This is a genomic window from Paenibacillus sp. J22FR5 (assembly GCF_059691975.1).
Window position 1 is genome coordinate 257,626 of record NZ_JCAUAN010000006.1, and the last position, 23,400, is coordinate 281,025.

Sequence of the window (23,400 nt, forward strand, 5' to 3'; positions counted from 1 at the left end):
GATATAATTAAGTCTTGTGTATACACCCTTCATCTGTTGGATATATCATTGGTTAAATTCATTCAATTTGTTCTGCGCTATTTCATTATTAACTATGTGGTTTTTTAACAATTACAATGCTCCGGAGGCTATTTATGTCATCATCTTTACGTTTTAAACTTGTCGCCTGGCTCGTTCTTATCACCTCGGTCTCTCTTGCCGTCGTAGGGATTACTAACTATACACTCTCGCGTAATAAGCTTCTTCAGCAAATTAACGAACAATCCATAGCCTCCGTATCGAACTCCGCACGAAACTTGTATGATTTCTTGTCCATCCGTTTAGCGGAAGTCGAGCTCATAAGCCGGGTAAGCATTATGAAACAGGGCACACAAGCGGAACGTCTACAATTCCTTACGCAGGAATTAAAAACAGATGGGAATCGCTATCACACCATGGCTATTGGTGATCTAGCAGGTAACCTTCAATTTACATCTGGTACTACGAGCTCCATCTCGGACGAGCTCCGATTTCAGCAAGCGCTGAAAGGGAAAACCTTTATTTCCGATCCTTATTTAAGCAAAATGAATGGCATCTACGTCATCTCCATTACGGCCCCCATATTTGATGATCAGCATAAGGTCGTTAGTATCATCGATGTTTCACTGGAGGCAGCGCCTGCTTTTCAGGAACATTTGCTGGCTCCGCAGGAAAATGGAGAGCAGCTGGTCGTCAATCGGAATGGCCTAACCCTCTATGATACCGATCCGTCTACCATTCTAAAATTGAACATTTTCACCGAATATCCTGAACTCAAAAATGAATATCAAAAAGCATTACAAAATGGAACTGGCTTTATTGATGAAGCTTTTCTGGACGGTCAAAAAACAAGATGGTTCTATGCACGTATCCCGGAGCTAGACTGGTTTCTTGCCTATTCCATGCCGATTACGGTCATCGAAGCCCCTACAAGCCCTCTCTTTTGGTGTACAATGGGATTAATCCTGATGGCAGCGCTTATCATTTTCTTCCTTATTTACCTCACAACGAACAACCTGATTATCAAAAGGATTAAACAAATCCTTCAAGTGACCGAGGCGGTCGCTGCCGGTAATTTCCACACGAAGCCCATCGTGTTTACCAGTAAGGACGAATTAGGCGCGTTGGCCCTTTCTGTCAATGGCATGATGGAGAATATCCGCGAGCTCTTCGAGCCGTTTGAAGCTTTTATTCGTCATAATCAATATGCCATGATCGTCCTGGAACCGAATTTTCTCATTAACCACCTCAATGGTAGAGCCACTGAAATGCTAGGGTATCGGTTAGCTGATGTGCATAAAATCGCTTCTCCTTTGCTCTGGTTAGATCGAAGTCAGCTCGCCGAAAGAGCAGCACAGTATTCCGCAGAGCTAGGAGAATCGATCCCCGCCGACTGTACGACACTTGTGATCCGTTCCTTGCGCCACCTAAAAGAGGATTTGGAATGGACCTGGTATCACAAAGACGGTACTCGGATCTATGTGCAAGCTAGTGTTAGTTGCATCACGCATCCGAATGGTGAGTTAAAAGGGTACGTCCTAATTGCACGGGATATCAGTGACATTAAGGAAAGCAATGAGACGAAAGAACGACTGCTCACCATCGTGGAGAGCGCACGGGATGCCATTCTCACTTTTGATCAAGATGGCTATATTTTCTATATAAATCCAGCAGGCATGCATTCAATTGGGTTAGATGATACGCAGTATACGCGAACTCATTTCCGTGAGTTAGTCGAGATCGTGAATGACATTAATTTCGAGGCAGGTCTTCAAACAGCTATCCAAGATGGCTTCTGGGAGTTCGAAGCAGAGATCATTACCAAGAAACTACAACGCATCATCATTTCGCTTATCATCGTGCCCCATGTCCCACTAGATAACGGGGAGTTGTATTTCTCGGCGATTACGAGAGATATTACAGATCAAGTGTATGCCAAAGAGGAACTTATTCTAGCGAAGCAGGAAGCGGATGAGGCTAATTTGGCCAAAGGCGTATTCCTTGCGCGGATGAGTCATGAAATACGTACGCCTCTCAATGGCATCGTCGGGCTTTCCTATCTGCTTGAGAAAACCGCCATGACCGAATTACAAAAGGATTATATCCGTAAAATCTCACGCTCCTCTCTCTCCCTTTCACATATTATTAACGACATTCTGGACTTCTCGAAATTGGAAGTAGATAAGCTGGTGATTGAGCATCACCCTTTTCAGCTGGACGAGACGATTGATCGCGTATGTGAAACACTCAGCGTACTGTTAGGTCACAAGCCGGTCGATTTCATCTGCGACATCCCTGACCAAGTTCCACTCGGACTTATCGGTGATTCATTGCGACTCTATCAGGTGCTCTTGAATATATCCAGCAATGCGATCAAATTCACGGAGCAAGGGACGGTCACTTTACGCGTTCAAGTGGAGATGCAGCAGGAGAGTGAGGTTACCCTGCGTTTCAGTATCACAGACACTGGAATTGGTATGGATGAGAAGCAGCTGGCCAATTTATTTCAGCCTTTTGTCCAAGGAGATGAAGTCTCTAGTCGCAAATATGGGGGAACCGGGCTCGGGCTTGTTATTTCCAAAAACATTATTGAGAACATGGGAGGCTCGATTGCTGTTTCCAGTATGCAGGGCACAGGGAGTGAATTTCAGGTCATGCTCACTTTCACTTTATACCTACCGATCAGCACCAAATCATTGACGCCCCTGCCGCTTTCAATGCTTGTTGTCGAAGATCATCCTGCACTCAATAAGGTGCTTGTCCAAAGCCTTCAGTCCATATGCATGGACGCTGCTGGCGTTTATTCGTGGAAGGAAGCTCTCCAAGTCATTGAACATATTCCTTGTGACCTCGTCCTGCTTGATATGGAGGCGGATGATATGTATGGGGAGGACGTTTGGCTGACGATGTTGGCAGCTTGTAAACGTATGGGAATAAGAACCATTATTTATACCTCTTTATCCGGTAGAGATGCGCTTGAGCAGCTTCCTGTAGAAGCAGCCCCAGATGCCATTCTGGTCAAGCCTATTTCTCGAAGTCTGTTATACAGGACGGTAGAGTCACTTCATGCTGAAAAGGAGATGGATCATCCCTATGCTTATCCTCATTCTCATTCGCAGGAGCCAAGTGTGCAGGACAGTGAGATGGCATCATCTTTATTCCCTTTAGCTGGAATGGGAGGTACTCCTCTCCGCATTCTGATTGTTGAGGATAATGAAATTAACCAAACCGTTGCACGTTCTCTCTTGGAGAGCATGCTGAACTGCCGCATCCAATTGGCTGGGAACGGTTTCGAAGCGCTAAACGATTTAGAAAATAATACGTTTGATTTAATCCTGATGGATATCCACTTACCTGAGTTGGACGGGATTGAAACGACCAAACGCATTCGTCTTGAGCCGAAGTGGGTGCATATTCCCATCATCGCGTTAACAGCGGATTCGACACAAGACAATCGATTGGCATGCATGGAGGCTGGCATGAACGAAATGATTTCCAAACCCATCATTCCCGAACGATTGATGGCTGTGATTGAAGAAATGCTCTATTTGCACGCTGATCGCAGGGCGCCTGGTCTCGATATCGCGGAAGCGCTCAAACGCATTGGAGGCAAAACGGAGATTTACCGCGAGATGCTGCGCAAATTCCAAGAGCAAACGGCACCACTCATGGAGCAATTGACTCTTGCCATTCATTTACGGAATACCGAGGAAACCTTGCGGCTGTTACATGGACTACGCGGTTCATCCAGCAACCTTTCCGCAAATGGTGTTTTCGCCGCGGCGACTGTTTTGGATGACTATGTAAAGGATCAAGGGGAGCTGCAAGGAGCTGATATGGATCCTTCCCGTATGATCCATATGCTTCAAACGTTGAAGCATGAGGTGAAGGTCGTTTTTCAAACGATCCAAAAATTGCTACTGGATTGAAAAAAACATGAATTTATGTCACTATATGCGTATACTCCATCTTGATGGAGTGTGTCATTTTATACGTATAGGTGGTTAATTGTTATGACTGAACTTGGCGCTCCATACCGCATCTTGTTGTATTATAAATTCGTCGCTGTTGCTGATCACGAAGCATTGGCGCGAGAACATCTGGCTTATTGCAAAAAGCTCGGTGTGAAAGGACGCATTCTAATTGCTCCTGAAGGCATTAACGGTACCCTATCTGGGACCGTAGAGCAAACAGAAGCCTACATGGCGATGATGAATCTCATGCCATTGTTTAAAGATATGGTTTACAAAATTGATGAGCATGAAGGGCATTCCTTCAAGAAGCTTTTTGTTCGTCCGAAAAAGGAGCTCGTCACCTTCCGTCTAGAGGAAGATGTGAATCCGAATGAGTTGACGGGTACGCATCTGAAGCCAAAGGAATTTTATGAGAAACTCAAAAATGAAGATGTCATCGTTCTCGATGGCCGCAATCACTATGAGTATGATATCGGACATTTCCGTGGCGCCATTCGTCCTGAGGTCGAAACAACGAAGGAATTCCCTGAGTGGATTCGCAACAATCTGCAGGAATTTAAGGACAAGCCCATTCTCACCTACTGTACAGGCGGCATCCGTTGTGAGAAGCTATCAGGCTTCCTCATCAACGAAGGCTTCAAAGAGGTCTATCAGCTGGATGGCGGTATCGTCACCTATGGCAAAGACGAGGACGTGCAAGGCCGCCTCTTCGATGGTAAGTGCTATGTGTTCGACGAACGCATCTCCGTGCCCATTAACCGAACAGACGAAGATATCGTTGTAGGCAAATGCTACCACTGCGGAACCGCAGAGGATCGCTATATTAACTGCGCCAACGATGCCTGCCATTTGAAGCATGTTTGCTGCGAGGCTTGTGAAGAGGAGCATGACAGCTTCTGTTCCAAGGAATGCGAGGAGAAAACGTTAAGCACGTTGGAGGCTTAGAGGGTGTGCGCCCGAAGGCAGAAATTGGGGAGCTGTATATGTTCTAGTTATTACAATTACGGCTAGGTGCTCCGTTGGAGTGAGGGTACCACCTCTCCACCTCTTGCCAACTCAAAATAACGCATCAAGTCAACTGACTTGATGCGTTATTTTTGATGTGTCTAGCTACTTAAGTACTCTTGTACTCCCACTACTCTTGCTCCTCTTGCTGCTCCAATTACTCCCGCTACTCCTACTCCTTAACGCACTCCAACAAATCTGCTCTCTTACCAACTCCATACGATTTCCCATTATTCCAGTTCATGCTACTCGCCAATTCTACTCCGCTATCTGTTCCACAATCCGATCAATCAGCGGATAAACAAGCTCCTCTTCCAACGTGAAGTGCTTCAGCAGGATAAGACACGCGGTTAATAGCTCTGAGGCCATCACATGGACGAAATCCATATCGATGGGCACGCTCATAGCATTAACACCGTTGACGTATGACTGTACGACTCTTTTGGCCAAATCATGATCCTGCTCCAGCACGTGCATGGATCGCGACACTGAGATGGCCATCGTCGGATGTAAATAGGTCTGCAGACTCGGGAATAAGACTTGCTCCTCCCATTCTGAATGCTGCTCCAACTCCTCCACCAGGGATAGTATTCCGTCCTGAAGTTCGATCAGCCGACACATTCCAATTGAGCAATCATCAAGGGTGTACAAAGCCGCAGCCAGCGTTCGAATGTCGGAGAGCTGCTCACGCATTTGCACATGCTCCTCCTTCAAACGCTGGGCTAGCATTCTAAATTCACTAGGACTCACATTTTCTGCCCGATTCGTTTGAATGCTCAAACGGTCATTCATTCGACATCCTCCTTAAAGTTTCTTTAGAAACTCGCTTCGTAAGCATTAGCTCCGAGTTTTCGTTAGAAAACTTACTTCCTCGTCATCACTTTGTATGTGGCAGAAAAAGCCCCATACCGCATTATCATTGTATGCGGGATGGGGCTATGAACATGCGAAAGAATGTCTAATATTAACCTTTTAACGAATACGGCTCTCCGTCAAATGAAACTGATTCACAAGCAAGAGCATAGACTGTGTGATTGCCCCTACATCGCCCGTCGTTTGACGCACATGATGCATGTCCTGCAGAAGCTCCTTCACAGTTTGCTCAACCTCCGCTGAGATTTGACGGTTCTCCTTGCTGACCGCCGCAATCTTCTCCATCAGCGCGACCACTTCCTCCACGACCTGGGTTTTCATGGTATCGTGGGCATTGGCACTGCTGAGAATCTCAGAAGCTGCAGCTACAATCTGCGTCCCCTCCAGAACGACTTTCGTGCCTTCTTCCATCGAGATGAAAGCTTCATTCGCATGACGCTCAATGTGCTCGATTGTCTCATTAATTTCCGTTGTTGATTTCTTCGTTAAATCAGCCAACTTCCGAATCTCGCCAGCAACGACCGCGAAGCCTTTGCCATGCTCACCTACACGCGCAGCCTCAATGGACGCATTCAGGGACAGCAAATTCGTCTGAGCGGAAATTTCTTCGATGACCTTGAGCAGCCTAGGAATTTCCTGCGTCGTTTGCAGGAACGTTTGAATGGTCTGATTCGTTTCCTCGACCTTCGCGGAAATATCCGTCATCTTTTGACCGATTCGTTCAACCTCGTCCTGAGCGACAGCTATTTGACCTGAAGCTTTCTGTTCCAATTCGCGTAAGGTTCCGCTCATATTTTGCGTAACATCCTTCGCGACATCAATATCCTTCAACTGCCCCCGCAGCGAGCGAATCATATCATGGATCTTCGTGCTCATCCGTCCAGTCGATTGCTCGGTAGAGCCTGTCGAGTCATTCATCCGTTCTTGACTGACCTGTACCTCAGCAGCCGCTTGTTTCACTTGCAGCATGATGCCTTCCAAGGAATCGATCATATTATTGATCCATTTGGCCAAATCTCGCGTCTCATCACCAGCGAATTCGTCTACCTTCAGACGCTGTGTCAAATCCCCTTTACCCTCTGCGTTAATGCGGATAAATTTATTGATTTGAGCAAGCTGTCTTGTGATTGGTTTACTTCCTTTACGCCTAATAAAGCTTGCACCCATCCCACCGAAGAGTAAACTGGCACCTGCCATGATAGAAGAGCCCAGAACATTGGAAACTTGTCCATTTAGCAGCCAGAAGCCTCCAGCCGATAGCATCATAAAGAGGGCAATAAACCGAATTTGCAAGCTGAACATTTTCCAATCAATAGAACGAATGCGATAGACCTCTTCCAAATCTCCTTCGCACATCATCCCCCACACATCGGGACAATGAGGCAGCTGGAAGGTCACACCTTTTCCAATAACAGAAATATGCCGATAATCGGAATAACCTGGGTATTCCACGAATAAATTATTTCCCTTTGCAATCGTTCCCGCTACGCCTGGATGCAGTTGTCCCGTCGCAGGATCCGTGAAAACGAGTTCCAGCTCGGTGTGCTCTTTGACACCTACGATACCATAATCCGTTCGAACCCCATCCTTTAAATTATCCCCGTGCGTAAAGGTCAAATCTTCGAAACGGCTTCGCGATAAGGCAGTACCAGGAATGATCTGTTTATTTAAAACAGGCTTCGCCATAAATAAATAGTTATCACCCGAATCCGGATACACATGTCCCGATTCACGCTGAATCAAATCCCCGAGCACATCGTTCGGCACTCGCCCGCAGACCGCTCCTTTCCACTGCCCATCTACCATAATAGGCGCGATAAAAGCAATCGTCATGGCATCATGAAATGGCGAAGTGCTTGGACCAATTTGGAGCGTAAGCGGGTCAGAGAATGGCCCGAATAAGCATTTTACACCTTTTCTCGATTCATCCAGCCCTTTCCCTAGGACGCCCCCCGCCCCATAGGATCTTCCTACATGTTCGGGGTGTGTAGAGTAAACGACAGAAGCTTTTTCATTCAAAATAAATACTTCCGAGAAATCAGTTCCACTCTTCATTGTTGCTGCCAGCATTCTTCCAGCCAACGATGCGTCTTTCGGCAACGCTTCTGTTAGTGGTTCAGCCAATGCTAACTGTTCAAGCAAACGGTCCAAATTGGACCAGTAGGCAAGGGCCCAGCCACGTAAAATTTCCGTTCTCGTATGAGCAATGCCTTCGAAAATATGCTCAACATCCTCTTTGATATGACGATTTAGTCTGTACGACCACCATAATGGCAGACCTTTTTTAAATCCCAGCCAATCAAACATACCACAACACCCCTTTATCACATTTGATGTGACTTTATTTAACGTTCGTCATATTCGACAATTTTATAGTGAATCCTGAGACAAAGCAAGACAAATAACTGAATTTTTCGTGAAAATTCCGAACATTTACAAAAATATTACGAGGAATGTCGGTATTTTTATATGTTAGTTATATTGACATAATTTTCTGAAAAATTTACAATATAAGAAAAACAAGAACTCTTCGTCATTCCAGTGTTATATTATCTAACAAATAAAGAACTTAGATCAGAAAGGAGGCCTGGTTTCTGCTTCGGGCCATCAGCTTCAAGTAGCTTCCGAAAGCATATTGATGAAACCAGGGAGCTGCGATGTCTAAACCTGAGAATCTGGTCACTACCCCTTATGATCCTCGTCCTTTTTTTGATGAAATGTTTATGAACGCATACTCGGTTCGCCCTCATTATCAAAGTACCTTCCTTCAATTCATGTCGATGAAAGCAGGTGATCTAAGCAAACGTCAGTCAGCGACGATGAAACGAATGATGGAAGAAGGCATTACGTTCACCCTTTATAGCCCTGATCAAAATGAAGCTCTGGAGCGCACACTGCCCTTCGATCCCATCCCTAGAATTATTCCGCAGGATGAGTGGCTTAAGCTCGAACGGGGACTTAAACAGCGCGTAAAGGCGCTTAATCTGTTTCTCAAAGATATTTATCATGAGCAAGCCATCCTGAAAGATGGGATTATCCCCAGGAAAATGGTACTTTCTAATTGTTATTTTCGACCTGAGATGATGCGCCTTTCCATTCCTAATGATGTCTACGTTACGGCCTCTGGGATTGATTTGATTCGAGATGAACATGGTGAATACTTCGTTCTTGAGGATAATTTGCGCTCCCCTTCGGGCTTCTCTTACTTATATAAAAGCAGATCCATCATGACGCACTTATTCCCTGAACTCGTATTCAGTCATTCCATTCAAGATATTGAGCATAGCTTAAATGTATTTCTAACCGCACTTCGTAAACTGAGTCCTTCTCGCAAATCAGATCCGGTTATCGGACTGTTGACACCAGGCTGTTATAACTCCGCATACTTCGAGCACACGTTCCTCGCTCAGCAAATGGGGTTAGAGCTGGTTGAAGGGCACGACCTCGTCGTCATTGATCATAAGGTATACATCCGCGGGATCAAGGGTCTTCGCCAAATCGACGTTCTCTACCGCCGTATTGACGATGATTTCTTGGATCCTCTCGCTTTCGATCCGAGCTCCATGCTGGGTGTTGCTGGTATTATGAACGCTTATCGCGCAGGTAATATCAACATTGTGAACGCACCGGGTACTGGAGTTGCCGATGACAAAGCCATCTATGCTTATGTGCCAGATATGATTCGTTACTATTTAAATGAGGAGCCTATTCTAAACAATGTGCCCACGTATATTCTTTCGCGACCTGAGGAGCGTGAGCATGTCCTGAATCATTTGCATGAAATGGTCGTCAAAGAAACCTCCCTTTCGGGAGGCTACGGGATGCTCATTGGACCGTCAGCTTCTGAGAGTGAAATCGCTGATTTCCGCCTCAAAATTATAGCCAATCCGGATCGCTATATCGCACAGCCGACGATTCAGCTATCCAGAGCGCCAGTGATCATGGATGGTCAGATGGCAGCTAGACATATTGATCTGCGGGCTTTCGTCATCGCAGGTGAAGACATTCAAGTCATACCAGGCGGACTTACACGCGTTGCTTTGAAGGAAGGATCCCTCGTAGTTAACTCATCGCAAGGCGGGGGCTGCAAGGATACGTGGGTCATTCGTTAATCGTGAAGTATAATTCGAATGGAGGCCAAGCGATATGGTAATGATGGGACGTACAGCGGAAGCTTTATTCTGGATCGGGAGATATTCGGAAAGAACTGAGAATCACGCGAGGCTGATCGACGTGTACTATCATATCCGTGAGGACATGGAAGACAGCAGGACACAGTCCTGGAGTCGATTAATCGATACAATTGGCGATCGTGCTGCGTTTATTGAGCAGTATGGCAGCTTTACCGAACAACACGTGCTTCAGTACATTACGCTGGACAAAAATAATGCAAACTCGTTACTCGCCTGTACCAACCATGCACGTGCGAATCTGCGAAATATTCGGGAGAAGATGCCTTCCGAGCTATGGGACATTATGAACGGTCTCTATCTATGGCTGAAGGAAAAAGAAGTCCGCGATATCACCAACGATTCGCCTCATTTGTTCTATCGCTTTATCCGAGATACACTATCCATGTTTCAAGGTGCTGCAACTTCCGTCATGCCTCGTCAGAACGAATGGCATTTCGTCGAAGCTGGCCGCTATCTAGAACGTGCAGAGAATCTACTTCGCTTGATTCAATCTCTCTGTTCGGAATATGCTAAGGAGGACTTTTCTTCCTATCCGCTCATGCTTGCGGTATTGAAATCCGTAAGTGGATACGAATCGTATCGAAAAGAATACGCAGATACGGTAAATTTGAACAGCATTATTAAATTTCTAATGTTAAATGAGACCTTTCCCCGTTCGGTCGCTTTCTCCATACAGTCCTTGGAGCGATCCTTCAAGGGGATTCAATTGGATGATCCTGAACTCAACAACGCGGTGCATAAGCTGGCCAAACTAGCTGAGAAAGTGAAGGCGAACTTAGCCTGCATGGATGAGGATGAACTCAAATCCGGCAAGTTAGAAACAACATTACAAACACTTCTCGACTCCTGCAACCTTATGGGGTCTAGGATGTCTCTAGTCTTTTTTCCCTCTCGGGAGGAGGTTATCGCATGAAGAAGCTGGAAATCACGCACATTACTCGCTATTCCTACACCGATTCCGCACAGGACAGTGTCAATGAGATTCGCTTAACCCCGTTAACGGACAATCGGCAGTCCTGTTACCACCATGCGATCACAACCGAGCCTGTGTCCGCATTCTTCACCTATTCGGATTATTTCCATAATCGCGTCCATGCGTTTACGGTCAACAAGCTCCATCGTGAGCTCACGATCAAAATGGTTTCCACGGTCGTTACGCAAGATAACGATGCTAATCCTGTAGCCGTTCCTTCTTCCTATGAGGATAAAGCTTCGAGATTCGGAGATGACTTCCAGAATGAATATGCCGAATATTTATTACCCACCAGCTATACCGGACTAACGCCGGAGTTGAAAGTGTATTCCGACGCCATTTCCGATGATGGAGTTGCTTTATATGATCTGCTCAAAACCATTTATACCACCATCAATCGGGACTTCACTTATGACGTTTCGGCAACCTCCGTGCAGACAACCGTAGGCGAGATGTTGAAGCTTCGTCGTGGTGTTTGTCAGGACTACTCTCATTTCATGATCACCATTTGCCGTGACAAAGGCATTCCTGCCAGATACGTAAGCGGCTATCACTTCGTTGGCGACCTGCAAGGAGGCAGTGCAGATTTCACACAAGCCTCCCATGCATGGGTGGAATGTCTTATCCCTGGCGCAGGATGGTTCGGTTATGATCCAACGAACAACTGTGAAGTTAATTGGCGCTATATCAAGCTAGGACACGGTCGCGATTATAACGATATCGTACCTGTCAAAGGCGTCTATCGGGGCTCGGGCGCACAAGATTTAGAAGTGATTGTTGATGTAAAATTAGTGGAGTAGTTCATTCGTGTCTATGGGTTCATTGGCTGCTGGCATGCAACACATCTATGTGTTAGCCGCCCAGCAGCGGGGCCCTGCTGTAATCGTTTCCCCTGTTTGAATCGCCTTCTCTATCATCAAGCCTAGATAGTGATCTTGTGACGCTTCAGCAAGACTATAGAAGCTAGCCCCTCCCCGTGTATATGCCCCCATTTTCTGCAGGCAGCTCGCAATCGCAATTTCATCATCGTACAGCCTTGCCGGCGCAAACGGATTCTCGTACACCCAGCGTTCTCCACAAATGATACCTTTTAGATAATAGCCCTCCGCGTTTTCCAATTCTCCTCGGTTCATTCGTTGAAGTTCCATCCGCAATTCCGTGCAAGAATCTTGTTGAATAAGGACACGGTTGTCGAAAATCTCCCCGCGCTCTCCTCTAACCGATAAATGATTGGAACGCACCCATGAGCGATGCTGGTTACTTGTGAAATCGTAAATCCCCAGACGATCGCCGAAATCTAACCATGCCAAATCTCTTTGTAAAGGGATCTGTTTATCCTCCATCGGTGGCCCGCTTCGCGTAGGACCCTGAACCCAATTGGATTCAAAACGCATCCCTCGAATTGTAACTTCCTCAAAGGTAACCCCTAGCATTCTACGAATTAAGCTTACCCCATGATAGAGATGAGAGATTGACACCGTCGTCTCCGTAATTCTTCCTAATTGACCCGACTGAATCAGCGCATGCCGCGCTTCTTAAATTGGATGAAATTGGTATTGTTCTGCCACTTGAACTCGGGCATCGTTCAGGGTTAATTGCTGATGAAGCAGCTCTAGTCCTGCCAGATCGGGAGCTGGTGGTGTTTCAAGCAAGGCTGGTATTCCTAGTTCAGCTAATTGCCATACATAGTCCATGGCTTCTGTAACGTTAACGGATACAACGACAAAATCTGGTTTCTCATTTGCCAGAAGCTGCTCCAATGTGCGATAGGTAGCAGTTCCCCATTTCGCTTCCATGTCCCTACCTTTGGACTCGTTTCTTACCACCATCCCGCATATTTGAAACTGTTCAGGAAGAGCTTGAGCAACCCGAAGATAATATTGCGCTCGAAAGCCTGCTCCGCCGATCAAACTGAATTTCACTGGATTCAACATACACGGCTCCCCTTTGCCTGCTAACATGTAACCCACAACCAGTTAACGATGTTTTCTCTATTATATGAATCCTATGGAAAGCAAGCAAAGTTTACCTTTTATTTCAAAATGACTGGCAGTAAATAAAAGGTATTTGAGTACAAATGTGGAATACATCATTACACAGATGTGAGGCTGCTTCGTTAATGATTAAAGGAGGCTATCGTGTGAAATCGACGGGAATTGTAAGGAAAGTAGACGAGTTGGGCCGGATTGTTTTACCAATTGAGCTGCGACGAACACTACACATTGATATCGGTGACGCCATCGAGGTCTATGTGGATCCGGAGCGTATTACGCTGAAGAAGTATATGCCTGCTTGTGTTTTTTGTGGTAACTTCGAGGATATGACCTATTTCAAAGGGAAGCTCGTCTGCAGCCATTGCATTGATGAGATTGTTTAAATGCTCGCGTAAGTCAGATAGTCCTTTTTAAGCAAATAACAGAAATATACCAGGAGACCACTTCTATTATAGATGCGGTCTTTTTTTCGTAGCATGAACCCTGCTTTTCTACGCATCGGCCGACGCTTGGATTAATAGAAGCTCATAACTAGCGACTATGCCGCCCTGTATGCTGAACTTATACTCGTATTCCTGATACATCTTGGCGAACAGCCGTCGCGTGCTGATACCATGCAAGGTAACAGCTTCTGAAGTGCTAGCTCCCATTGCTTTTACCGAAAAGAGGAAATCTCTAACGGAACTATACTTTTCCTTTCGAACCTCACGTTCATATTGGATATTTGAAAATCCAACCTCCTTAAGCCACTCCTTCCACTGATCAGCCGATTGAAAGGATAAGCCATGTCGCTGAGGCTCCATGCCGCTAGCTCGATAAACTTCATCAAATGACTTGTGCAGCTCATGAAACGTATCGGGTCCGAAGGTGGTGAATACAAGCAGGCCTCCAGGGCGAAGTAGCCGCCGAAGATGGCCTAGCGTTTGCCCTGGATTACTCAGCCATTGAAAGCAGGCGTTAGAGACGATGAGATCAAATGAGGCCGAAGGAGCATCAGGCGCCCACCCCTCAACATCAGCATGAAGAAATTGCAAGCGAGCCGAAGGGCTTTTGTAGGACTCCAAATGGTTTGCCTCACCACCAGATAGGACTCGCTGTTCAGCCACTTTGATCATCTCAGGTGCGATATCAAGTGCAGTAATAGACACTGAAGACGACCACTCGTTCAGCAAAATTTCGGTCAGAGCACCCGTGCCGCAGCCGATCTCAAGAAGGTTGAGCCCGTCTGTGTCGCCATCGACTACCCACCCTTCGAGGGATTTAACAAGCAAGTCTGCCATACTACGCTGCACATGAGCATGACTGTCGTACGCCCCTCTTGAACTACGGTTAAATTGACGCTGAATCGCAGATATTCTAGCGCTCATGCCACCATCTCCTCAGTTTATCAGCTGTGTCTGCTTCCCTTTCCAAAAACGGTACATGCCCACAATCAGGAATTGTAAGTAACTCTGCTTGAGGCAAGCCTGCTAGAAGCTCTAGCGCAGCGCCGTAAGGACATATCTTATCTGCAGTGCCATGAACAACAAGAACCGGAGAGTCGATAGTCGGCAGCGCAGACAAGACTTCCTCACTTCGCAAAATCTGGAGACCCGAAATGAGTCCCGCGATTGTCCAGCTACCGATGAATGGGAGACTACTTCCAAGACCGGCTCTCTTTTCAGCTTCTGTAAACAAGTTCTGACGAAATTTGGTTTCAACATCTTGCGGGTTCTTCTTAAGCTCGATCATCATCTGTCTAATGGAAGCAACGGACCAACCTAGATCCATCTCTTCCTTAGGCCGGGTGAAACGAGCGTTTGCCGCAAACAACACAAGTCCATCCCCGTAACCTTTGGCCGCTAATCTCAGTGCTAATAGTCCGCCGAGTGACCAACCGCAGACCAAAAGCCTGCCTCGAACATCGTTCGTAAGAGGAGCTAATCCATTCGAAGACAGGATGTTTTGGGCGGCCGTTTCAGTCAGGAGCAGCATTTCCTCAGGAGAACCAGCCTCACTGTATTCAACTGAAATATGATGAAAGTCAGGTAATAACTCTCGCATCCTATCGAAAATCTTATCCGACATACTCCAGCCTGTCAGCCACATGATGGTAGTAGTTCTCTCTTTCCGAGTTTTCACTTCGTGGATCTCTGATGTCATCATAGCCTCACCACTCCTAGTCGTACTCCGATCTTACGGATTCGTGCGGCTGCCTCCGTCAGTTCCTCTTCCGTGTGGGCGGCTGACAAGGAGAAGCGGATACGAGCAGTGCCCTCAGGGACAGTTGGTGGACGTATGGCTACTGCTGCGATACCTTCTTCTTCAAGTTCACTACTGAAACGTAAGGTCGTCTCGTTATCGCCGACGATCACGGGGACAATCGGAGAGTCGCCAGTACCAATTTGGAAACCAGATACCCCAAGCAAGGATCGAAATAACCTGCTTATCGCGTATAACCTTTCTCTGCGACAGTGTTCAGCTTGCACCAATACTAACGCCTCTGAAATACCAGCTACAATAGAAGGAGGCAACGCGGTCGAATAGATGAGCGGCCTGGCTTTGTTCACCAACCATCGAATTAGCGTGCGACTACCGCAGATGTATGCGCCGTAGACACCGAACGATTTGCTGAACGTCCCCATATGAATATCCACATCATCCTGGATTGCGAGCTCATGGCATAATCCCTCTCCTCGCTTCCCGTAAATCCCACCACTGTGCGCCTCATCTACCATCAGCATGGCTCCGAACTCGCGTTTAAGCGCGACCAGTTCACGCAATGGCGCCTGATCGCCATCCATAGAGAAGACAGCGTCGGTTACGATCAACTTTCGTCGTTTATCTCGGTGCTTATTCAATAACACACGCAAATGTGCCATATCATTATGACGGTACCTAGCGTGCTCCGCTCGACTCAAAATAATGCCGTCCGCAATGCTCGCATGATTCCATTGATCACTGAAAACAACATCGCCTCTGCCAACTAACGCTCCAATAACACCAGAATTAGCCATATAGCCGTTTGCAAAAACAAGCGCTGCTTCACGGTCCTGCCAGTTGGCTACCTCTTCTTCAAGCCGATCGTAGGGCGGGCGATTGCCTGTTACAAGCCTCGAAGCGCCTGAGCCAGCACCTTCTGTGAGCAGCTTCTCGCGCATCGCTTCAATAATGGCAGGATGCCCCGCGAGTCCAAGATAGTCATTGGAGGACAGGTTGAGCAGCCTTCGTTCGCCACGCATTGTGTAGCCTGGAGCTTCGCATACAGGACTACATGTACGCAAGGAGCGCTCCAACGAGGCGTCAGCTAGTAACTCAAGTTCTTTTTCAATCCATTTCATGGTCGTCACAACCTTAAAGGGCGTTTAATTCGATTTCAAAGCCCAAATCTTCAATGATTTGATGATCAGCCGAAACATCTTGACCTGCTGTTGTTAAATAATCCCCTACAAAGAGTGAATTTGCAGCGTACAGCGACAGAGGCTGTAGGCTGCGAAGGTTGACCTCACGCCCGCCCGCTACGCGAATTTCTTTGGACGGACAAATGAAACGGAACAGGGCCAGTACCTTCAACGCTTTCATCGAAGGCGTGCGGCCTGCGTGTTCTAGCGGGGTTCCCGGAATCGCATTCAAGAAATTAATCGGAATCGAATCCACATCGAGTTCGCGTAGTGCATAAGCCATTTCAACAATCTCTTGATTGGTCTCACCCATACCGATAATGACACCGGAACAGGGGGACATGCCTTGTGTCTTTACTTTATCCACGGTTTCAACCCGTTGGTCGTAGGTGTGGGTCGTTGTGATGGATGCGTAATTGGCTTTGCTGGTGTTCAAGTTATGGTTGTAGCGATGTACGCCTGCTTCTGCAAGACGTTCGGCTTGATCGCCCTTCAGAATGCCCAGACATGCGCAAATTTTGAGCGGCATCGTTTCACGTATTTCTCTAACTGCGTCTACGACTTGATCCAGTTCCTTGTCTGTCGGGCCTTTCCCAGCCGCTACGATGCAATAGGTACCCGCTTTGCGTGCCAACGCTTCACGTGCCCCGGCAAGCAGCGTATCTTTATCAAGCAGGGTGTACTTGGCAACCGGTGCCGTCGAAACAATGGATTGCGAGCAGTAGCCGCAGTCCTCTGGGCAAAGGCCGCTTTTGGCATTGATGATCATGTTCAGCTTCACTTTTTTACCGAAAAAATGTTTCCTCACCTGAAAGGCAGCTTGCAGCAGCAGCAGCACCTCATCATTGTCGGCTTCTAGTACAGCGAGCCCTTCCTCTTCGGTTAAACATTCTCCTTGTAACGCTTTTTGAGCAAGTGATTGCCATTTCAAATCAACAATAATTGTGTTCATTTCAATTATCCTCCTAAGTGTTTTCCGTGAGAAAACCTTCTTCATATGCAGTATCTATAGCTTTTGACCGGCTAATGCCTGTCTGATAGGCCCCAATTGTATGGTTTGGCGAACGATATGTATCCACATTTCTGAATTAGAATCGGCGGGCAAGCGGGGGAACCTCCCCAAGACCTTAAGACCGCTGTACTGTTCGATGAGCTCCGCATTGGTAGCCATGCTCGGGTCATCAGGCGGCTCCGTCCATTCGCCGTCATTCATGATAATACCTGAAATCGGAACTCCGCGATTCCTCAGGAATGACACAGTCAGAAGCGTGTGGTTAATCGTACCGAGGCTGGAACGGGCTATAATCAGCGCAGGGATCCGAAGCTCTGAGATCAAGTCCACCATAAGGTCGTCGTTAGTAAGCGGTACAGCGACACCGCCTGCGCCTTCGATGAGCAGCGAATCGTAACGTTTAGCGAGAGGTATACCTGCTGCAATCAGCTCCTGAAGTGTAAGGGTCACACCCGCCTGTCTAGCGGCTAGCAGCGGTGTAAGCGGAGCTTCGAATGTAAATGGCGCCACAGTCTCGGGTCGTTCAGCGATCCCCGTGATCTGCAGCAGCCGCTCAGCATCGGTCAGTCCACTGCCAAGCCGTGCGCCGGATTGAACCGGCTTCCAGACACCGACATTCAATCCTTCGGCGCGCAGCGCAGCAGTCATGGCCGCAGTGACAATTGTCTTCCCAACGCTAGTGTCTGTCCCGGTCACAAATAAACCCCGTATTGATTCATCCCTCACTCTGCTCATGTCATTGAACCGCCTTCTGTAACGCTAATGATGGATTCTATTAAAATATCAGTCATAGCATCAAGCTCAGCTTCATTACTAGCAAGCGGAGGGATGAAGACAATCACATTGCCAAGCGGTCTTGTTAGCATTCCGAGTTCTCTGGCACGCAGACTTGTGCGCACGCCGATTCGTTCTGCCCAATCATATGGCTCGCGTGAAGCCTTATCGCGTACAAGCTCGATTCCGATCATCAATCCTTTCTGCCTGATTTCACCGACGTGCGGGCGATCCTTAAGGACGGCGAGCTTACGCTCGACAAATGCTGCCTTTGCTCTTACGCCTTCAATCATGCTGCGCTCCTCCATCAGCTTCAAGCTAGCTAAAGCAACAGCACACCCAAGCGGGTTGCCCGTGTAGGAATGACCGTGAAAAAAAGTCTTCTGCTCTTGGTAATCGGCATAAAATGCGTTGTAGATCTCATCCGTCGCAAGCGTCGCTGCTACAGGCAAATAGCCGCCGGTAAGCCCTTTCCCGACCACCATCAAGTCAGGCGACACGCCTTCGAGATCACTAGCAAACATAGCACCCGTCCGACCGAAACCGGTCGCCACCTCGTCAGCGATAAGCAGTACGCCATGTTTTCGGCATAGCACTGACATTTCGTGCAGACAGCCCGGCGGCATGACAACGATGCCTCCTGCCCCTTGCACAATGGGCTCCACAATGAGCGCCGCAATCTCATCCGCCCGCGTCTCAAGTAATGTACGCAGAGCAGTTAGCGTAGCTTCCAATACCTTCTTCTCATCGCCCTCATGGTGATAAGCGTAAGGGTATGGAATGACGTGCGAAGGAAATAACATAGGGCGGAACACCTCATGATAGAGAGGAATTGCACCGACGCTTACCGCACCAATGGTATCTCCGTGGTACGCTTGATTCATCGTGATAAACCTCGTTTTACCCCGCGCTCCCTGGTTATGCCAGTATTGAAACGCCATTTTGATCGCGATCTCGACAGCGGTCGCTCCTGAATCAGAGTAGAACACTTTGTTTAACCCTTTCGGCGAAATCCCCACCAACTTCTCCGCAAGCTCGATCGCTGGTATATTGGCCATTCCGAGCAGGGTGGAATGAGCGACGCGACCCAACTGATCCGTAATCGCCTGATTTAACTCAGGTACATTGTGTCCATGTACGTTGAGCCAAACGGATGAAAAACCGTCAAAATAAGCTCGTCCATGGACATCATATAGCCTGACGCCTTCACCACGCTCAATAATAAGCGGATCAGCGTTATTGTAGTCTTTCATTTGCGTAAAAGGATGCCATAAATGTTCCTTATTCAAGGCAGCAAGCCGTTCATAATCCGTTAACAAAAGGTATCACCATCCGTCATTCATTTAATTGTTAACCAAAAATAATTATTTTAGGTTAACAATAGATTGTTGCAATTTTAACAAACGGAAGGAATCCTGTAAAGAAAATTTTACTTAACCGGATTGACCGTGTTGGCGAGGTCAGGCCCCACGCAAACAAAAAGGCGCCGTCCCAAAAGGTGAATTTACCTCGAGGGACGGCGCCTTTTTTTATTTAAGGGGATAATACCTCATAGACACACAATAGAAGCGGTTGACCACCTCTATTTCACCCAAAAGCAGCTATTTCTTCATAATAAGAGTGGTAAACCACTCTTAACTATCAGGAGAAGGCGCAAATTTAGGGCAAGTCCGACCAATAGAAGTGGTTGACCACCTCTATTTCACCCAAAAGCAGCTAATTCTTCATAATAAGAGTGGTAAACCACTCTTATCCCTACACAAAGAGGGCCGCCCAAAGTAGAAATAGCTACTTTGAGACAGCCCTCTTCTTTATTTCATCTTCTTCGCTATCATCCTAGCCTCTATTTCATCCAGCTACTGCTATTTCAGCTCCACCTGAACCTGCTCAGGTCGATACACAGCCAACAGTTCACCTGCACTGTTCGCTGCGAACATCACGGTACGCTCTGCTTCCAGCTCGAAGGCATAGCTGCGACCCGTTACCGGATCGGTCACTTCGATCTCCGTGTCAACGCCGTACTCCGAAACGAAGATAAACAACGCGCCAGCATCGAAGCTCAGCTTACGCCCGTAAACACCAGGCAGCTGTCCGCCCTTCGCCCAAGTAAGCTCCGCCTCAACACCAGCCTGCTTCATGGCATAAGCATACAGCTTTTCTAGTACATCGCCACGCTCGTTCAGCTCAACCGGCAGTGGGCACCAGATCAGTTGCCCTTTCCCCAGCTCATAGCTGCGTACAACGCCATGCTGAGAGTTCCAGCCCCCGTCGTCGGAAAGCGCAACCTCTTTATTAAGCTGAGCGATGCGAGCACCACCGAAGGACACCGGGTACATTTCGCCCTCTAGAACCATCGCCTCTTCCCGCAAAATATTGCTGAGCACCGTTTCGCCAACAACTTCAGTCAATCGAGCTGTCGGCGCCCAATATTCATTCAATCCAAGCGGACCCGTGAAGAGCAGCGTTCCTCCGTTTTCACGCACATGCGTCGTAAGTTCCACTAGGGCAGCATCGCTGAAATTATGTGCACTCGGCACGATAATCAGCTTCGGCTGATCAGACGCCAATGCCTCCAAGTGATACTCGCTCAAGCCGCGAAACGGCACGTTCATCCCATACGCTAGCGTGCGTGTAAGCTTAGCCGTTGCGTCAGCGGTAAATTTTCGCGTGGAAAAGTCATTTGAATACGGGAATATAGCAACGATATCCTCTAATTTGCGACCCACGAAGAGGTCACGAATCTCGCCCATGAACGCACCGAAATCATAGGATACATCAGCCTCCGGCTTCTCCGTCCCATCTGCACGAAGCGCTCCGATATGCGACTCATTGATATTGTTCATGTAGAAGTTAATGTTCCAAATCCATTGAACAGCGCCCGCTCCCCCTGTCGAGAACGCATATGCATATTTCCGCTCCAAAATGTTACGCAGCTCGTACTCCGAACGCTTCGCGCGCCCATCCGCCGTTTCCACGTACATAATGCCGGTCTCTTGAATTAAGCTTGGCTTCATTGGCGCCTTGGAGAAAATCCCGTCCCACACCAGTTGATCCATCAACCACCACGTATGCACGTTTGTATAGTCCACAGCTTCTGCGTAAAAGAAAGGCGATGGCCGCTGCGCGCCCAAACCCTCATCTTGGCCCACGGTCGCCAGCTGAGCTGGATTGATGCTGCGAATCGTGGCAATCAATTCCTTCGCCCAACGATTGTGCATGTCCATGGTGAATAGCGTGTAGTCCAGCCATGGTGCACCCTTTTTCTCCACCGTTTCCGTGGTGTTCATGTTCACTTCGGAAACATCCGGCAAACGGACACTAGCAAAGCTAGGCAGCTCCGTAGGCGTCATATTCCAACGCTCTTGCAGCTTGCGAATATCCCCATGACGATGCTCTAGCCACGCCACGTATGCTTCGTGTTCGAATGGATCATGAGCAGACTGAGGCCCAGCAAAAGGCTTATTCGGATTAAACATCGACGGCTCATTGATCAGATCCCAATGCACGTTCGTCGTCTCTTTATGCCTGGACACCACAGAGGAAATAAACCGTTTCTGCGCTTCCACACTGCGTGGATCCAAATACGGATTCACGCCTTCCCACAGCTCCGGTGTAAACGAGAAGAAATTGAAAGTGACTTCAATGCCATGTCTTTTACATGTCAAAATGAATGCATCAATGCTGCGCAGCACTTCCTCATATGGGTGCCCGTCTACGAACATGATTTGGCGCCACGCCGACCAAACGCCAGTACGCAGCAAATTAATGCCTGCTTTGACCATTTGCGCGATATCGCGATCCCACACGGCAACGTTTGGCAAGAACAGGAACTTCCTCGCCACATCACTCGTCATATAGGTCATCCCAACGATGGGAAGCGGACGTCCGTCCTTCCAGAAGTAGTCGCGATCACAGGACATCGGCGTTCCTTCACGAAGCAGATCAGCATCGTAACCCCAAAATCCTTGGTTCAACGTGCGCGTTTCCCCCGTGTTGGCAACCGCTTTACAAACCGCTGTATAGTAACCCGCTTCGATATCAATAGGTAGGTTTACCTTTTTAAAAGAGAGCTCTCGTGATGCGTTCATTTGGAATTCCGTCGTCCAGATCGGGGTCACAACCCCCTCTTTCATCACTTGAACATGGAACGTCCATGACACATTCTCCGAAATAGCATCCGTACGATTCGCAAGCGTCTGCAATTGAACGGTCAAGGCTGCACGGTCGCCGGGATCATAACAAGCGTAGTTCGGCTTGAACCAGATTTCCGTAACACCACGTTTGGTGAACGCAGCTAACTCTCCGACTAACGCGGCTCCTCCGTTACCCCAGAAAGTTTCATCCGTTACCACATTGGCGAAAATGAGGCGGCTCCCCGCGAACGCGCCCTTCGTATTCTCAAGCAGCACGATAGGTGCCGCGACTTCACGACCTTCATTAGATATCCCTTTCAGTAAAGGCGTGATGTGAGCATCCATGGGACCGCTTGAACCAATTTGACCCGGGTGATCATCGGCACGTGTTACATGCAATGCGAATCCAACTGTAGGTTGAATTGGGAAGAGATTTTCCTTGCCAGCAAGTAGCGGTAACTCCGCATGCGCGGAATAGCTAGCAATTGGTGATGAATCAACAGGCAGTATTTCATGAATCTGAAGCTGCTGATGGTAAGCCGTCTGTTCAATCTCCAACTCCCACCCTTCTGAACCTAGGAAAGCCGGTACTCGGAAAGGGGCGCTGCCCACATGTACCAATCCTTTGCCTTTGCGAGTATGAGCAAGAATGGCATTCCACGCTGACTTCGGAAAGTACCGTCCATGTAAATGAATGAAGTTATCTGCTCCTTGCTGCAGCGCATCTTCTAGCTCATTCGCCCCAACCAATCGTCCAATTTCTCTTAACTGTGCAACAGCCTTGTCATCAGGGCGAATTCCTTCGTAAGGAAACGTGGCATCGTAAAAAATAATCGTAGTAAGCATGCTCTCATCCTCCAAGTGGGTGTGTAGGTATAAAGACAACTTTTAATATTTTGTTATTTTTGTTAGCCTAACAAGTAATATTCATGCACATAATTTACTCACTTTCTTGTTAGAGGTCAATCATTTTTTTAAATAAACCCACTAGATAAGCGGACATTGACAATCTCTCTCTGATCAGGAACAATAGATTTGTTAGGTTTATTAGGATAATAACGTATTTTCAAC

At 47.6% G+C, this 23,400-nt stretch carries 17 protein-coding genes; 6 read left to right on the forward strand and 11 right to left on the reverse strand.

The features are described from left to right. Positions 1-134 precede the first annotated feature (134 nt). Together AC58P7_RS11800 and trhO are read left to right on the forward strand one after the other, a co-directional pair. On the forward strand, positions 135-3,947 hold the full coding sequence (locus AC58P7_RS11800; RefSeq protein WP_497342954.1) for a response regulator: 3,813 nt from the start codon (positions 135-137) through the stop codon (positions 3,945-3,947). Positions 3,948-4,031: 84 nt separating this feature from the next. Then, entirely contained in the window at positions 4,032-4,937 is a 906-nt protein-coding gene (trhO, locus tag AC58P7_RS11805; protein ID WP_497342955.1) for an oxygen-dependent tRNA uridine(34) hydroxylase TrhO, read from the forward strand. 318 nt (positions 4,938-5,255) lie between these two features. Here the strand turns inward: trhO and AC58P7_RS11810 are convergent, their stop codons facing one another. Continuing rightward, positions 5,256-5,789 carry a hemerythrin domain-containing protein gene (locus tag AC58P7_RS11810; protein WP_497342957.1) on the reverse strand — a complete coding sequence of 178 codons (534 nt, stop codon included), beginning with the start codon at positions 5,787-5,789 and terminating at the stop codon, positions 5,256-5,258. 180 nt (positions 5,790-5,969) lie between these two features. Continuing rightward, positions 5,970-8,177 carry a methyl-accepting chemotaxis protein gene (locus AC58P7_RS11815; RefSeq protein ID WP_497342959.1) on the reverse strand — a complete coding sequence of 736 codons (2,208 nt, stop codon included), beginning with the start codon at positions 8,175-8,177 and terminating at the stop codon, positions 5,970-5,972. Positions 8,178-8,527: 350 nt separating this feature from the next. Here AC58P7_RS11815 and AC58P7_RS11820 point away from each other — a divergent pair, with 350 nt between their 5' ends. From AC58P7_RS11820 to AC58P7_RS11830, 3 genes are read left to right on the forward strand one after another with little or no spacing between them, the layout of a single operon-like run. Then, complete coding sequence (locus tag AC58P7_RS11820; RefSeq protein ID WP_497342961.1) at positions 8,528-9,982, forward strand: circularly permuted type 2 ATP-grasp protein; 1,455 nt, start codon at positions 8,528-8,530, stop codon at positions 9,980-9,982. A gap of 34 nt (positions 9,983-10,016) precedes the next feature. Next, a complete protein-coding gene (locus AC58P7_RS11825) occupies positions 10,017-10,976 on the forward strand; it encodes an alpha-E domain-containing protein (RefSeq protein WP_497342963.1) in 960 nt (319 codons plus the stop codon). Then, the gene (locus AC58P7_RS11830) at positions 10,973-11,836 is read left to right on the forward strand and encodes a transglutaminase family protein (protein WP_497342965.1); all 864 of its coding nucleotides are present in this window, start codon (positions 10,973-10,975) and stop codon (positions 11,834-11,836) included. The genes AC58P7_RS11825 and AC58P7_RS11830 overlap by 4 nt, the downstream gene beginning before the upstream one ends. A 45-nt stretch (positions 11,837-11,881) precedes the next feature. Here the strand turns inward: AC58P7_RS11830 and AC58P7_RS11835 are convergent, their stop codons facing one another. Both AC58P7_RS11835 and AC58P7_RS11840 read right to left on the reverse strand, forming a co-directional pair. After that, entirely contained in the window at positions 11,882-12,514 is a 633-nt protein-coding gene (locus AC58P7_RS11835) for a hypothetical protein (RefSeq protein ID WP_497342967.1), read from the reverse strand. A 57-nt stretch (positions 12,515-12,571) separates the two neighbouring features. Beyond that, complete coding sequence (locus AC58P7_RS11840) at positions 12,572-12,970, reverse strand: Gfo/Idh/MocA family oxidoreductase (protein ID WP_497342969.1); 399 nt, start codon at positions 12,968-12,970, stop codon at positions 12,572-12,574. A gap of 185 nt (positions 12,971-13,155) precedes the next feature. Between AC58P7_RS11840 and AC58P7_RS11845 the strand changes: the two genes are divergently transcribed. Beyond that, positions 13,156-13,413 carry an AbrB/MazE/SpoVT family DNA-binding domain-containing protein gene (locus tag AC58P7_RS11845; RefSeq protein ID WP_497342971.1) on the forward strand — a complete coding sequence of 86 codons (258 nt, stop codon included), beginning with the start codon at positions 13,156-13,158 and terminating at the stop codon, positions 13,411-13,413. Positions 13,414-13,521: 108 nt separating this feature from the next. Here AC58P7_RS11845 and bioC read toward each other — a convergent pair whose 3' ends face one another. The 7 genes from bioC to AC58P7_RS11880 all read right to left on the reverse strand — a co-directional run bounded on the left by bioC (position 13,522) and on the right by AC58P7_RS11880 (position 23,175). After that, the gene (gene bioC, locus AC58P7_RS11850; protein ID WP_497342973.1) at positions 13,522-14,397 is read right to left on the reverse strand and encodes a malonyl-ACP O-methyltransferase BioC; all 876 of its coding nucleotides are present in this window, start codon (positions 14,395-14,397) and stop codon (positions 13,522-13,524) included. After that, positions 14,387-15,175 carry an alpha/beta hydrolase gene (locus AC58P7_RS11855; protein WP_497342975.1) on the reverse strand — a complete coding sequence of 263 codons (789 nt, stop codon included), beginning with the start codon at positions 15,173-15,175 and terminating at the stop codon, positions 14,387-14,389. The genes bioC and AC58P7_RS11855 overlap by 11 nt, the downstream gene beginning before the upstream one ends. Then, the gene (bioF, locus tag AC58P7_RS11860) at positions 15,172-16,350 is read right to left on the reverse strand and encodes an 8-amino-7-oxononanoate synthase (protein WP_497342977.1); all 1,179 of its coding nucleotides are present in this window, start codon (positions 16,348-16,350) and stop codon (positions 15,172-15,174) included. The genes AC58P7_RS11855 and bioF overlap by 4 nt, the downstream gene beginning before the upstream one ends. A 13-nt stretch (positions 16,351-16,363) precedes the next feature. Then, a complete protein-coding gene (gene bioB, locus AC58P7_RS11865; RefSeq protein WP_497342979.1) occupies positions 16,364-17,362 on the reverse strand; it encodes a biotin synthase BioB in 999 nt (332 codons plus the stop codon). A 54-nt stretch (positions 17,363-17,416) separates the two neighbouring features. Continuing rightward, a complete protein-coding gene (gene bioD / locus AC58P7_RS11870; protein ID WP_497342981.1) occupies positions 17,417-18,157 on the reverse strand; it encodes a dethiobiotin synthase in 741 nt (246 codons plus the stop codon). Further along, complete coding sequence (bioA, locus tag AC58P7_RS11875; protein ID WP_497342983.1) at positions 18,154-19,515, reverse strand: adenosylmethionine--8-amino-7-oxononanoate transaminase; 1,362 nt, start codon at positions 19,513-19,515, stop codon at positions 18,154-18,156. The genes bioD and bioA overlap by 4 nt, the downstream gene beginning before the upstream one ends. A gap of 543 nt (positions 19,516-20,058) precedes the next feature. Next, positions 20,059-23,175: a beta-galactosidase gene (locus tag AC58P7_RS11880; protein ID WP_497342985.1), complete on the reverse strand. Its 3,117-nt coding sequence runs from the start codon at positions 23,173-23,175 to the stop codon at positions 20,059-20,061. Positions 23,176-23,400 lie beyond the last annotated feature (225 nt).